This is a genomic window from Rhodanobacter sp. L36 (genome assembly GCF_009765755.1).
Lineage (GTDB): Bacteria > Pseudomonadota > Gammaproteobacteria > Xanthomonadales > Rhodanobacteraceae > Rhodanobacter.
Map to the genome: position 1 here is coordinate 672,106 of NZ_LMUV01000011.1, position 15,852 is coordinate 687,957.

Consider the following 15,852-nt stretch of genomic DNA (forward strand, 5'->3'; position numbering starts at 1 on the left):
GGGCCAAAGAATCTTCACTCGCTGGCGGGTGGCGGCATCAATGCTGCCGGCTTGAGGGTGCGGCTTTGCCGCGGGTTTCTATTCTGTTCGAAGGCTTGTCCGCAGGCCTGCCGAGCTGACGTTTGTTGCCAACCCAAAACAATTTCGGGCTTGCGGAAAGCCTTTAGAGACAAATCAGATGAATAAGATCTACAGCAAGGTTTGGAACAAGTCGCTGGGTCAGTTGGTAGTGGCCTCGGAGCTTGCCAGTGGCCAACAGGGCGGGCAGGCCTCGGAAGGCGCAAGCCGATCCAGCCATCCAGCCAGGGGCAATGGGTTTGCCTTGCTGACCTTGGCCATCATGCTTGCGCTCCCGGGTGGCGTCTTTGCCCAGTCAAGTGGCGTCGGTGGGGCCGGCAATTCATCTTTCTGGGAGTCGCCCAGTGCCTCGCAGTGCAACAGTGGCGGCTTCACCGGCACCACGGCAAGCGTCGCCGCCAATGCAGGCTATGCAGTCGCGATGGGCTGTGGCGCCTTCGCCACCAATGACAGCTATTCCCTTGGGCGCAATGCGGGTGTTGGCGAAAAACAGTCAGCCACCAGCACCGGTGCGGTAAGCAACATCAACATTGGCACCAATTCGGGCGAAATGATTGGCGACGCGTCGTTCACGAACGGCTTCAACAACATCTCGATCGGTGAGTTCACCAACTACGGTATCGACACCAATCTCGGCATCGCCATCGGCCAGTACGCCATGGCGACCGGCGGTGTCGGCAATTCCGTGGCGCTCGGCCAGCGCGCCTACGCGAACGGCGGCAGTGCGGTATCGATCGGTAATGCCTCCGCTGCCACGGGTACGGGCACCATTGCGCTGGGCTATCGCGCAGGTGACGGCTCTGCGCCGGTACTCACCGGCAACCATGCTACTGGTGCAGTCACTTCGGCCGCGGGCGATGGCACCGGCGGCAGCTGGAACACCATCGTGGGCGCGCAGGCAGGGCAGCGCCTAACCGGCAGCCAAAATCTGGTTTCCGGCGATCTCGCCGGCAACAATCTCAAGGGTAACAACAACGTCGCGCTCGGCTACGAAGCCAACAACCCCGGCGGCAGCGCGTATACCGGCGATACCGACGCCGGCGGAGCCAACTGGTCCGGGCCGGCCGCGCAAGTCGTGGTAAACAACACCGTTGCCCTCGGCAACAATACGATCGTCACCGGTTCGAGCGGCGTCGCCATTGGCGACAGCGCATCCGCAACCAAGGCTGCCGACATCGCCGTGGGTGACTTGAGCAAGGCAAGCGGCGGCAATTCGCTGGCAGCCGGTGCGGGTGCTATCGCAATCGGGGCGTCGAGCACTGCGCTGGGCAACGGAGCCAACGCCAATGGCTTTGGTGACGTATCGGTGGGCCTCAGTGCCGGGTTTCTGGCGGGTGGTCAATACAATCTGGCGCTTGGGTCGCAAGCCGGGCTGAACGCGAGTGGCTTGTATGACGTAGCTATCGGCAATGGCGCGCTGACTGGAGCAAAGGGCAATCAGAATACGTCTATTGGCGTCGGTTCTGGATATACGGTCACTGGCGATCAAAACGTTGCCGTGGGCTCACTTGCTGGGCGACAGGTCACAGGTACCAGCAACGTCGCACTGGGAACTTCTTCCGGTAGCGGCATCACTGCCGACAACACAGTCAGCATCGGCTCGAGTTCAGAGGCCAACGCCACCGGCGATATTGCGCTGGGTCAGAACAGTGTGGCTGGCGCGAGCGGCGGCAGCAAAGTCAACGACATCGCGCTGGGCGTGGGTGCGCAGGCAACCGGTGGCAATTCCATCAGTATCGGCACGGGCAATAAAGTGAGCGGTGCCAACTCGGGTGCGTTCGGTGACCCGAATGCAATATCAGGTACCGGTTCGTACGCGGTCGGCAACAACAATACCGTCGCCAACAACAACACCTTCGTGGTCGGTAGCGGTGTGACCACGACGCAGGACAACAGCGTGGTGTTGGGCAATGCTTCCGCCGACCGCGCGGCGACCACTGAAGCCGGTGGCACGATCAACAGCAAGGCATACACCTATGCCGGTGCAGGTTCGGCAGCCAACGGCGTGGTGAGCGTCGGCGCCGCAGGCAGAGAGCGCCAGATCATCAACGTGGCGGCGGGCAAGGTGAGTGGCACCAGCACCGACGCGGTCAATGGCTCGCAGCTGTTTGCCACGAATTCGGCGATCAATGATCTGGGCACGCAGGTCAATACCAACACCACAAACATCAGCAGCCTGGATGGCCGGGTGACAACGGTGGAAGGTGATGTCACCACTCTGGGCGACCAGGTCACCGACATCGACGACCACGGCACCAAGTATTTCCATGCCAACAGCACCGGCACGGATAGCACGCCGACGGGTCTGAACAGCGTGGCGATCGGCCAGGCGGCGGTGGCGACCAACGCCAACGACGTGGCGCTGGGCGCCGGTTCGGTCACGGCGGCACCGACGCTGCCAGCCTATAACCCGGGCACAGGCACGCTGTCGGGCACCGCGCCGACCAGCGTTGTTTCCGTCGGTTCGGCGGGTAACGAGCGGCAAATCACCAACGTGGCCGCTGGCAGCGCATCGACCGACGCAGTGAACGTGAGCCAGTTGCAATCGCTGGCGGGCACAATCACAGCCGGCCAGACGCACTACTACAGCGTCAACAATGGCGGCGCGCAGGGCGGCAATTACGACAACGACGGTGCTACAGGTTCAAACGCAATGGCTGCGGGCAAGGATGCGTCTGCCTCCGGCATTCAGAGCACCGCGGTGGGCTTCCAAACAAACGCTGCGGGCGTGATCTCGGTAGCAGTGGGCGATGGAGCATCCACCACGGGTCAAGGAGACATAGCCATCGGCGCCGGCGCAACTGCCGACAGCGGCACCGCCATCGGCTATATGACAGCTGCTTCCAACGGTGGACAGGCGTTCGGCTTTGCGAGCAAGGCCACCGGCTCCATCAGCGTGGCGTTGGGTAACGAGGCCCAGGCCTCTGGAACTGGAAGTCTGTCGGTGGGCATCGTCAGCAACGCGTCCGGCAACGATGCCACGGCGATTGGCCTTGGCTCGCAAGCTACCGGTAACTCGACGATCGCCATCGGCTATGGTGCAGCGGCCGCCGGCGTCAACTCCATCAGTATCGGCACGAGTAACATTGTAAGCGGTGACAACTCGGGTGCGTTCGGCGATCCGAGCACGGTGTCGGGCACGGGGTCGTACTCGGTCGGCAACAGCAACAATATTGCTGCCAACAACGCCTTCGCAATTGGCAGCAACATCACTATCGCCTCCGGCCTCGATGGTTCGGTGGCTTTGGGCAACAACAGCAGCGTCGCCGCGCCCACTGCCGCCTATAATCCGGGTACCTCGACGCTTTCGGGCACCAGTCCGGCAAGTGTCGTCAGCGTCGGTAGCTCAGGTGCCGAACGCCAGATCACCAACGTTGCGGCCGGCGGTGCTCCGACCGACGCGGTCAACGTGAGCCAGCTCCAATCGCTGGCCAGCGACGTCACTGCTGGACAGACGCATTACTACAGCGTCAACGACGGCGGCACGCCGGGTGGCAACTACAACAACGACGGCGCGACGGGTCTGAACTCGATCGCCTCGGGCGTCGCGGCCACGGCAACAGGCGTCAGCGACATTGCGTTGGGCAATGGCGCGGCGACGGGCACGACAACGTTGCCGGTTAATTCCACGGCCGGCGCGGTTTCGGGTTACAACGTCGCAATCGGTTCCGGCGCCTCGGCGACCGGAGGCGCCACCTTGTCGTGGCAGAACCAGACGGTGCCGACCGGATCGATCGCCATCGGCTTGGGCGCGACGGTGAATGACCAGAATTCGGTTGCGATCGGCGATAACGCCGCGGTGACCGGCGGCACCATCAATTCCGAGGGCAATGCGGCGATCAACGGCACGATCACGGCCGCCGATCCGGGCAGCCAGAATCAGTCTGTGATAGCGCTGGGTGGCATCGTATCCGCGGCCCACGGCAGCACTAGCGGCGCCGACGGTAACCAGGGCCTGGTGGTAGGCCCGAACTCCTACGTGACGACCGACGGCCCGGGCAGCAGCAATGGCGGAGGGGCCGTTTTCGGTGCCACCGTTTCCGCGACCGGCGGCGGTATAAACTCCGGATTCCTTGCGGGGGGCTTTGGCTATCTGTTGGCCGCCAATGGCGGAGCCAACCTGAATATCGCGGCCTTGGCTTCCACTGTCTCGGCCGATCAGGGCGCGATCAACTTCGATGTCTTCGCCCTGGGAGACGGAACCAACGTTTCGACCAGCGGCGCCGGGTCGTTCACTCAGGGGCTTCTGGTAGCGGGGTCCAACAACACATTCACAAATAACAGCGGCGCGACCGCGACCGGCAACACTGTCCTTGGCGATAGCAACACGGTGCTGGGCGCGATCACCGCTGGCACCGCGATCGGCCAGGGCAATCAGATCGGCACGGATGCCACGGCGTCCGCCATCACCTCGGCGGTGGCGATCGGCCAGAACAACCAGGCGCAGGCCAATCAGACCATCGCGATTGGCACCGGCAACAATGTGTCGGGCGTCGGCTCGGGCGCGATCGGCGATCCCAGCACGGTCTCCGGCACCGGCTCCTATTCGCTTGGCAACAACAACACGGTCGCCGCCGACAACGCCTTCGCAATTGGCAGCAACATCGCTATCGCCTCCGGCCTCGATGGTTCGGTGGCTTTGGGCAGCAACAGCAGCGTCGCCGCGCCCACCGCCGCCTATAATCCGGGCACCTCGACGCTGTCGGGCACCAGCCCGGCAAGCGTCGTCAGCGTCGGCAGCTCGGGCGCCGAGCGCCAGATCACCAACGTTGCGGCCGGTGGTGCGCCGACTGACGCAGTCAATGTGAGCCAGTTGCAGTCGCTGGCCAGTGATGTCACTGCCGGACAGACGCACTACTACAGCGTCAACGACGGCGGCACGCAGGGCGGCAACTACAACAACGACGGCGCCACCGGCACCAACAGTCTGGCCTCGGGCGTAAGCGCCTCGGCCGTGGGCAATGGCAGCACCGCCATTGGCGTCAATGCGCTCGCTACCGGGAATGGAAGCATTGCTATTGGCGATGGTGCCGGTCTTGGCGCCATCCCCGATCCGATAACGGGCAATCAGGACGACGTGGCGATCGGTCGGCAGGCCGGACAGAACGTCACTGGCTATCAGAACGTCGGCATCGGCTTGAATGCTGGCGCCAATGTCACCGGCAATTCCAATAGCGCTTTTGGAGTGGCCGCTGGGTTCCATGTCACTGGCAGCAGCAACACGGCTACCGGTTTGCAGGCTGGCCAATTTGTCACGGGAAGCCAAAATGCTGCCGATGGTCTGGCCGCTGGCGTTGAGGTCGCAGGCGATGCAAATACCGCGATGGGAGCGATCGCCGGCAATGCCGTCACCGGAACGGGCAACTCGGCCTATGGCGCTTCCGCCGGTTCTAGCGTTTCCGGCAATCAAAACACCGCTACTGGCTCCGATGCGGGCGAAAGCGTCACCGGCGACTACAACGTCGCAACGGGCGTCAGCGCGGGCTTCCTTGTTGCCGGCGACAACAACGTCGCTAGCGGACGTCAAGCTGGTATCGAGGTTTCCGGCAGCGCCAATACGGCAGAGGGTGCTGGCGCTGGCGCTGGTGTGACAGGCAGCAATAATGTCGCGCTGGGCAGTGGGGCGGGCACCGCCTGGAAGTTCGACGCCAGTGGTAACCCAACGACGGCTTCCACGCTCACTGTGAACAACACGGTCGCGCTTGGTAGTGCAGCGGTGGGTGGCTTGGACAATGCCGTGGCGATCGGCGCCGGGGCAACCGCCTCGGCCAGCGCGGGCGATGTGGCACTGGGTTCGGGCTCGGTCACGGCAGCGCCGAGCGGGCCGGCCTACAACCCGGGCACCGGCACGCTGGCCGGTATCTCGCCGACTAGCGTCGTCTCGGTGGGTTCGGCGGGCAATGAGCGACAGATCCAGAATGTCGCGGCCGGTTCCGCCGCGACCGACGCGGTCAATGTGAGCCAGCTGCAGTCGCTGGCCACCGATGTCACCGCCGGCCAGACGCACTACTACAGCGTCAACGACGGCGGCACGCAGAGCGGCAACTTCAACAATGACGGCGCGAGCGGCACCAACAGTCTGGCGGCAGGCACCGATGCGGTGGCGACTGGCGACGGCTCGGTGGCGATCGGCGACAAGGCGAAGGCGAACGGCGTCGGCGCGACCGCGGTGGGCGGATCGGCATTCGCGGGGGGAGACAACAGCATCTCCCTCGGACAGAGTTTCGCGTTCGGACAAAACTCCACCGCGCTGGGCACCTCCTCGAATGCCATCGGCAACCAATCGGTGACGCTGGGCTATTACGCATTCGCCGATGGCGACAATTCAATAGCGCTGGGTTCTGGCGCTATCGCGACGAATGCCAACGATGTGGCGCTGGGTGCAGGCTCGATCACGGCAGCACCTAGCGGCCCGGCTTACAACCCCGGCACAAGCACGCTGGCGGGCGTTTCGCCAACCAGCGTGGTGAGCGTAGGTGGCGTGGGCAACGAGCGCCAGATCACCAACGTAGCGGCAGGCAGCGTGGCCACAGACGCAGTCAATGTGAGCCAGCTGCAGTCGCTGGCCAGCGACGTCACCGCCGGACAGACGCACTACTACAGCGTCAACGACGGCGGCACGCAGGGCGGCAACTACAACAACGACGGCGCGACTGGCACGAACAGCCTGGCGGCGGGCGTGAATGCGACGGCGAGTGGTCAGAGTTCGGTGGCGGTAGGAAATAGTGCGAATGCCAACGGTCTCAACGCTATTGCGGTCGGCCTTGGTTCAAGCGCCGGTGGCGACTCGGTTGCGATCGGACGCGGCGCAGCGGCTACCGATCTACAGGCCACGGCCGTGGGGACTGGATCTGTCGCCAGCGGCCCGGTCAGCACTGCTCTGGGCACAGGCGCGCAAGCGCTGGGATCCGGGAGCGAAGCTCTGGGAAGTGCTACCGAGGCTGACGGGTTCCATTCTGTGGCAATTGGCTATGGCACAGTAACCAGCGGCGATTACGCCATCGCCAGCGGGACGGGAGCCTCTAGCACTGGCTTCGCTTCCACGGCCTTGGGCGCATCGTCAAGCGCAGCGACCGACTACGCCACTGCACTCGGATTTAGCGCCCAGGCGACGGCCGCTGGCGACGTCGCGCTGGGCTCGGGCTCGGTGACGACGGCGCCCACAGGTCCAGCTTACAATCCAGGCACCGGCACGTTGGCGGGCACGTCGCCGGCCAGCGTCGTCTCGGTGGGGTCAGCGGGCAATGAGCGGCAGATCCAGAATGTCGCAGCCGGTTCCGCCGCGACCGACGCAGTCAATGTGAGCCAGTTGCAGTCGCTGGCCAGCAACGTCACCGCTAGGCAGACGCACTACTACAGCGTCAACGACGGCGGCGCGCAGGGTGGCAACTACAATAACGACGGCGCCACCGGAAGCAATTCATTGGCAGCCGGCGTCAATGCTTCGGCGACTGGCGCTTTCGATATCGCCGTTGGCAATACGGCTGCCACCTATGGCGGCACCGCAGGCGGCACCAATAACATCGCCATGGGTCAGAATAGCGTGGCAGGTGTTGCAGCCGGCACTCCGGGCACGACTAGCGGTAGCGGGAACGTCGCGATCGGTACGAACGCCTTCGCTGGCCTGAACCGGAATCCGAATGGCTCTGGTGAAGACGACAACAGTATTGCCATCGGTACAAACGCCACGGCGAGCACCAACTCGGGCGTTGCCGTGGGCGATACGGCAAATGCGGTTGGTTCGGAGGGAAGTGCGATTGGTTTTCACGCGCAGGAAACGGGTCACCAAGCCAATGCCTTGGGAGCCTATGCGATTGCAAGTGCCCAATCCAGCCTGGCTGTCGGCACCAACGCAACTGCCTCCGGAGATTACAGTCAGGCTTTCGGCAATTTTAGTAGTTCGAGCGGCATCAGCAGTGTCGCGATCGGATTTACCGAGACAGCGGACGGTTACGGCAGCACGTCGGTCGGCGCCTTCAACACTGCGACCAGCGATTCTGCCACTGCGGTTGGTTTTGCAAACCAAGCGAACGGCACCGGGTCCATCGCACTGGGCGATGGCAACGCCGCAAACGGGGCTAACAGCATATCGATCGGAACGGGCAATGTAGTGAGTGGCGCCAATTCGGGGGCGTTGGGTGACCCAAGCACGGTCTCGGGCACGGGTTCGTATTCGATCGGCAACAACAACACGGTGTCGGGGAACAACGCGTTCGTGCTGGGCAGCAACGTAACGGACGCGGTGGACAACTCGGTGGCGCTGGGTGCGAACACGACGGTAGCTGCGGCAAACACGGCGTACTACAATCCGGGCACCGGTCCGCTATCCGGCACAGCAAGCGGTGCGGTGAGTGTCGGTGCGAGCGGAGCCGAGCGCGAGATTACCAACGTAGCGCCCGGCAGCAATGCGACGGACGCCGTGAACGTGAGCCAGTTGCAGTCGCTCGCACAGACGGTGACAGCGGGCCAGACGCATTACTACAGCGTCAACGACGGCGGAATGCAGGGCGGCAACTACAACAACGATGGTGCCACCGGCGCGAATGCGCTGGCCGCTGGAGTTGGGGCTTCGGCAGCAGGCGTCAATGCCATAGCGATTGGCACTGGAGCGGGCACGGGTGGCATCGCCACCAATGCCAACAATGTGGCGATCGGTAATGGTGCAGGCCAGAACGTTGACGGTGTTGACAACGATGCGTTGGGCGATAGCGCGGGCCAGAATGTAGCGGGTTCCAACAACCACGCCTTCGGTGATGGTGCGGGACGAAACGTGACGGGCTCAGGCAACGTTTCGACCGGCACGGTGGCTGGCCAGAGTGTGACCGGAGACAACAACGAATCGTACGGCGCCTCGGCAGGTAGCGACGTGACCGGTACCGGCAACATCGGCGTAGGCAACTGGGCCGGTAACACGGTGGCAGGTAGCCAAAACACTGCGACCGGTCGTATTGCCGGAAACAGCGTGCAGGGCGACCGGAACACGGCGGCGGGTTACTACGCAGGTGCGGGTGTCACCGGTAGCAACAACACTGCTACCGGCGTGGGCGCGGGCTTGCAGGTAACGGGCGACAACAACGTCGCGATCGGTAACGCTGCCGGAACGCTCACCACGATTGGAGCCAATGATGTTCTCACCGGCGGTGTGCTTTCGGTGAACAACACGGTAGCCGTCGGCAACAGCGCGCTAGCTTCTGCAGACAACGCAGTAGCCATCGGCAAGGGTGCGCAGGCCACTGGCAGCAATGCGATTTCGCTCGGCAACGGCAACGTGGTGAGCGGGGCAAACTCGGGTGCCTTTGGCGATCCAAGCACCGTGTCGGGTACGGGTTCGTACGCGGTCGGCAACAACAACACCGTCGCCAACAACAGCACGTTGGTGATGGGCAGCGGCGTGACCACGACGCAGGACAACAGCGTGGTGCTGGGCAATGCCTCCACCGACCGCGCGGCCACCACCGAAAGCGGCGACACGATCAACGGCAAGCCATATACCTATGCCGGTGCGGGTTCGGCAGCCAACGGCGTAGTGAGCGTGGGCGCGGCAGGCGAGGAGCGCCAGATCATCAACGTGGCGTCGGGACGGGTTGCGGGCGACAGCACCGATGCGGTCAACGGCTCGCAGCTGTTTGCCACCAATTCGGCGATCGATGATCTGTCCACCACAGTCACGGCGAACAAGACCCACTACTACAGTGTCAACTCCGCCATTACGGGGGCGAGCAGCAATTACGACAACGATGGCGCGACAGGTGCGAATAGTCTGGCAGCAGGCGTAAATGCCACGGCCGGCGGCATCTATGCGACCTCGACCGGATATGCGAATACAGCCTCAGGTGATTACAGCGCGGCATTCGGCAATCAAAATGCCGCGTCCGGCGACAGCGCTGTAGCACTGGGCGTAGCCAACACAGCAAGCGGTTTGCAAGCGACCGCTGTGGGCAGCGGCAGCACCGCCTCGGGCAACCAAAGTTCTGTGTTTGGCACGGCAAATACGGCCAGCGGGCAGTTTGCTAGCGCACTTGGTTACGGCAACACTGCGAGCGGTGCGCAAGCTGTCGCTCTCGGTTATTCGACCTCTGCCAATGGTGTCAACAGCTTTGCTGCGGGGAGTGGAGCGACCGCGGGCGCCGATGACACCGTCGCCGTCGGCACTTCTGCGCTGGCGAATTTCGCCGGCGACGTGGCCCTGGGGGCTGGTTCGGTGACGGCGGCGGCAGTTGCGACAACGAGCGGCACAATCAACGGCGTAGCCTATAGCTATGCCGGCACGGCGCCGACCAGCACGGTAAGCGTGGGGGGGGTAGGCACCGAGCGCACGATCACCAACGTTGCGGCGGGTCGGGTTACCGGCAGCAGCACCGATGCGGTCAACGGCTCGCAGCTGTTTGCCACCAATTCGGCGATTGACGATCTGTCCACCACTGTCACGAATACCGCGACGCATTACTACAGTGTCAACGACGGCGGCGTACATAGCGGCAACTTTGCCAACGATGGTGCGCTGGGTTCGAACAGCCTGGCCGCCGGTGTGAATGCAAGTACGGCGGTGGGGGCGGCCAATGCCGTGGCGATCGGCTACGGCGCCAGCGCTGAAGGCTTGCAAAGCACGGCGATCGGCCAAGGCTCGACGACGCTCGGCAACTTCGGCACGGCAATTGGTGGTGGGGACTACACCAATCCGGCGAAGGTCAATAGCGCAGGCCGCTTCGGCACAGCGGTGGGCTTCGGTTCGCAGGCCGACGGCGTGGGTGACACGGCGATGGGCACGTACGCCAACACCGGTGGTGCAAATCCGGCCGATCCGAACGACGACAGCACTGATTCCTATCGCACAGCGGTGGGTTACAAGGCTTCGGCAACAGGCGATACGTCAGTAGCCGTGGGCGCCTTCAACAGCGCAAGCGGCGCGCGCAGCGTGGCATTGGGTTACAACGCCACGGCCAACAACGACGACAGCGTGGCGCTCGGCTCCAATGCAGTGACGGGTACGGTGAACCTCACGCCAAACGCGACGATCAACGGCACAACGTACAACTTTGCCGGTGCGACTGCTGGTGTGACCAGTGTGGTATCCGTCGGTGCGGTCGGTGCGGAACGCCAGATCACCAACGTGGCGGCCGGTCGTGTAACTGCGACCAGCACCGATGCGGTGAACGGCAGTCAGCTGTTTGCGACAAACACGGAAGTGGACAACATCGGTACCACCATCAACACCATCAATAACGGTGGTGGCATCAAGTACTTCCACGCCAACTCGACGCTGGCGGACAGTCAGGCAGTGGGTACGGACAGCACTGCGGTTGGTCCGAACGCGATCGCCAACAATGCCAACGACGTGGCGCTGGGTTCCAACTCGGTGACGGCGGCGGCTGTTGCCACGACCGGCGCCACCATCAACGGCAACGCGTACACCTTCGCCGGCAGCACCCCGACCAGCACGGTGAGCGTGGGCGGCGTGGGCAGCGAGCGGACCATCACCAATGTCGCCGCCGGTCAGCTGAGCAGCACCAGCACGGATGCGGTGAACGGCAGCGAGCTGTTTGCAACCAACACGGAAGTGGGCGACATCGGTACCACCGTCAACACCATCAACAACGGTGGCGGCATCAAGTACTTCCACGCCAACTCGACGCTGGCGGACAGCCAGGCGCTCGGCACCGACAGCACCGCAGTCGGTCCGAACGCGATCGCCAACAACGCCAACGATGTGGCGCTGGGTTCCAACAGCACCACCGCCGCGGCCGTCGGTACCACCGGCGCCACCATCGGCGGCGTGGCGTTCACCTTCGCCGGTGGCGCTCCGACCAGCACGGTCAGCGTGGGCACGGTGGGCAATGAGCGAACGATTACCAACGTGGCCGCTGGTCGCCTCAACGCGACCAGCACCGATGCGGTGAACGGCAGTGAGTTGTTTGCCACCAACCAGCAGGTGACTCAGAACACCACCGACATCAGCAACATCAACAATGGTGGTGGCATCAAGTACTTCCACGCCAATTCGACAGGTGCGGACAGCGCGGCTCTGGGCGTGGACAGTGTTGCGATCGGCGTCAATGCCACGGCCAACAACGACGGTGACGTCGCGCTCGGTGCGGGCTCCGTCACGGCGGCTGCCGTGGATACCGCCAGCGTGACGATCAACGGCGTGACCTACAACTTTGCGGGCATCAACCCCGCGAACGTGGTCAGCGTGGGCAGCGTGGGCAACGAACGCCAGCTCACCAATGTGGCAGCCGGGCAGGTAACGGCCACCAGTACCGATGCGGTCAACGGCTCCCAGCTGTATGCCACCAACCAGGCGGTGGATAACCTAGGCACCGTGGTCAGCAACATCAACAACGGAAACGTCAACAGCAAGTACTTCCACGCTAACTCGACAGCCGCCGATAGCCAGGCGACGGGTACGAATGCCGTGGCCATCGGCCCGACCTCCGTGGCCTCTGGCAACAGCAGCATTGCTGCCGGAAACGGCAGCATGGCATCCGGTCAGAACAGCACGGCCATGGGTAATGCCAGCACAGCCTCGGGCCAGAGCAGCACGGCGATCGGTGATGGTGCTCAGGCGATCAACGACAACAGCGTAGCGATCGGCTCGGGTTCAGTCACAGATCGGGACAACAGCGTTTCGGTGGGTTCGGCGGGCAACGAGCGCCAGATCACCGATGTAGCTGCCGGAACTGCGAACACCGACGCGGTGAACGTGAGCCAGTTGAAGCAGTCGGTGTCGGCGGCGCAGGCAGGTAATGTGCAGTACAACACTAACGTCGACGGCAGCGTGGACTATCACAACGTTACGCTGGATCCGGGTGGCGATCCGACGGTGATCCACAATCTTGGTGCGGGTACGGCAAACACCGACGGAGTGAACGTCGGCCAGTTGAACCAAGGGATCACGACCGCCGAGAACTGGGCCAAGAACTACACGGACCAGAAACTCAGCACGATCAACAGCGAACTCAACACGATCGGCAACCGTGCGAACGGTGGCGTCGCTTCGGCCATGGCCATGGCCAGCCTGCCTCAGGCCTACCAGCCTAACCAGAGCTCGGCGGCTGTTGCGCTGGGCAACTTCCACGGCGAGACAGGTATTGCGGTCGGTGTCTCTACCATTACCGAGAGCGGTCATTACATTTTCAAGGTGAATGCTTCGGCCAACACGCGCGGCGATGCTGGCGTGGGCGTGGGAGCTGCAGTGGTCTGGTGATTGCGATGACTGCGACGCTTTGCGAATTTCCGTAAGGCGTCGATTCCTTGAAGCGGTGCGCCGGATGCGCGCCCACCAATAACGAGAACGACATGCAAATTTCATTGACAAAAAGTATGGGAATGGCTGCTGTGTTGCTGTTTGCGGGAGCACTGTGCGCCTGCGGCAACATCAGCCACAAAGTCGCTGCCGATGGCAGTACTGCGGAGCAGCTAATCTGGCCATCGCCTCAAAGCGCAATCTCGATCCACAGAGACGGCACATTTCCAAACGTATCGGATCTGCGCCTTATCCAGTCTGGTATGAACAAACAGCAGATTCTGCAGCTGATAGGTGCACCTCACTTCAGCGAAGGCGTGTGGGGCGTACGCGAATGGAACTATCTGTTCAATTTTCGCAAGCCTGGATCCGATGAAGTAACACAGTGTCAATACAAGGTGTTGTTTGACGAACAGAAGCTGGCGCGCAGCTTTTACTGGAAGCCGGAGTCCTGCGGAGCCCTGCTGAAAGAAGAGAAGGCCGGCGCGCCGCAAGTCGTCAAGGAGCAGACGTTTACTTTGCAATCCGATGCGCTATTTGCTTTTGACCGCTCTGGCTTGAAGGATATCAAGCCAGGCGGCACCGAACAGTTAGTGCAACTAGCGAAGAAAGTCGAAGCTATCCAAGGAGAAGTTCGCCACATTCACGTTGTCGGTTACACCGATCGCCTGGGTGACGATACCTACAATCAAACATTGTCCGAAAAGCGCGCTGACACTGTCATGCAGGTGCTTCAGGAGAACGGCGTCCCCGCAGATCGCATGAACTCGGAAGGAAGAGGTGAATCTGATCCGGTCACAATGTGTGACATCAAGGATCATGTTGCTTTGATTGCTTGTCTCGCGCCGAATCGTCGTGTCGAAGTGCGGGTTGATGGCGCTCAATAGGGTGGATGCCAACTCGTCGATGACCAGTCGAACCTGACTGGTCACACTGACAAGTTTATGGTGATCGTGTCTACGACACGTACTACCAAGGCCTCGATCTCTCGATCGTAGCGTTCGTTTTTGCAGAAATATTTGTGTACGGATCTACCTGTCGCGTGGCTGCGATTGTGAGTGGGCGGCACCATGATGACAAGGCGATAAGTCCTGGGCTTGGTGGACTAATGAAACGCACACAAGTAGCCGAACAGGAAGCGTTTTCTACTAAAAGAGGGTCACCTCGTGTCAGTAGACTCATAGGTCCAGTTGGTAATTAAAGAAGGTTTTTGCAGAAAAATACGTGGACAAGCTTGATCAATACCGTGTTTTTACCCAGGTTGCCGAGATGGGCAGTTTTATCAAAACTGCCCATGCTTTGAGTTTGCCACGCGCTTCGGTCTCTGCTGCCATTCAGCAGCTCGAATCAAGCATGAGTACGCGCTTGCTGCATCGGACGACTCGTCAGGTTCGCTTGACTACGGATGGCGCTCAATTGTTGGATCGCATTCGCTTGCTTTTGGCTGATGCGGAAGATATCGATCAACTGTTCAATACGGGTGTACACAAGATTTCGGGACGACTCAATGTTGATGTGCCTAGTCGAATCGCCCGCCGACTGATCGCTCCCGCACTATCAAGCCTTTTTCGTTGCTACCCACGTTTACGATTGGCGCTGGGGTCGACCGACCGTTTCGTCAATCTGGTGCAGGAGGGGGTGGATTGCGCGGTGCGCGTCGGCACCTTGAGCGATAGCAGTCTAGTCGCTCGTCCTCTTGGATATATCACATTGATTAATTGCGCCGCGGATAGCTATCTACGTGACCATGGTGTGCCTACAACGCCGGAAGATCTGACTCATGCTCATTGGTCTGTCGGATATACCTCGAGCTCGACGGGGCGGGAGCTGCCTTGGGAATACCTTGTCTCGGGCAATCCAGAGCTCGTCACGATGCCGAGTCGTGTGATTGTAAACAATATCGAGAATTACATAGCTTGCAGTTTATCCGGCATGGGATTGATCCAGGTTCCACGTTTCGAGGTGCAGCACCTTCTCGACAAGGGTGAGCTAACGGAAGTTATGCCGGATTTTCGTGCTTCACCGATGCCCATGTCGATTGTCTATCCGCACCGTCGACAGCGTTCAAGGCGAGTTAGCGCCTTCATTGAATGGTTCGAAGCCCTAATGCTGCCCTATTTAGACGCGTAACAAAACATACGCGATCAGCGATATCCGCACTCGATCTATCAAGACTAGGGTTCGTCCATAGCCTTCACTAGCATTCTCTTAATCAGAATGCTTTTTCCTTAAAATGCGTTATATAACTTGGTGGCCAAGCTATCTAGAACAATCTCATGTGAGTATCAGAAAATTACTCTTGGAATTCTGCTGAGACTCTTCGAAGCAGCTTACGAAAATTTCAGACAACGATTATTTAAAAAGCTCAGTCAGGCCTACATCTATTCTTTTGATTCACGACCTTTTCGAGAGTCGCCAGCGATGCATGCAGGCCGCGCGACCGGCGCGTCATCTGGGCGAGGCAAGCACGGTAAAAATCTTTGTCGCTGAGGCTCACGATATTCAGCGCAGGCTTTTGGCCGTCAGACGGC

Annotated in this window: 3 protein-coding genes; all 3 read left to right on the plus strand. The window is 61.5% G+C overall.

The window, feature by feature from the left end:
* The first annotated feature begins 178 nt into the window (after positions 1-178).
* The 3 genes from GSQ73_RS12775 to GSQ73_RS12785 all read left to right on the plus strand — a co-directional run bounded on the left by GSQ73_RS12775 (position 179) and on the right by GSQ73_RS12785 (position 15,451).
* Entirely contained in the window at positions 179-13,282 is a 13,104-nt protein-coding gene (locus tag GSQ73_RS12775) for an ESPR-type extended signal peptide-containing protein (protein WP_158884555.1), read from the plus strand.
* Between the two features lie 92 nt (positions 13,283-13,374).
* Positions 13,375-14,208: an outer membrane protein assembly factor BamE gene (gene bamE, locus GSQ73_RS12780; protein WP_158884557.1), complete on the plus strand. Its 834-nt coding sequence runs from the start codon at positions 13,375-13,377 to the stop codon at positions 14,206-14,208.
* Between the two features lie 337 nt (positions 14,209-14,545).
* Entirely contained in the window at positions 14,546-15,451 is a 906-nt protein-coding gene (locus tag GSQ73_RS12785) for a LysR family transcriptional regulator (RefSeq protein WP_158884559.1), read from the plus strand.
* Positions 15,452-15,852: the final 401 nt, after the last annotated feature.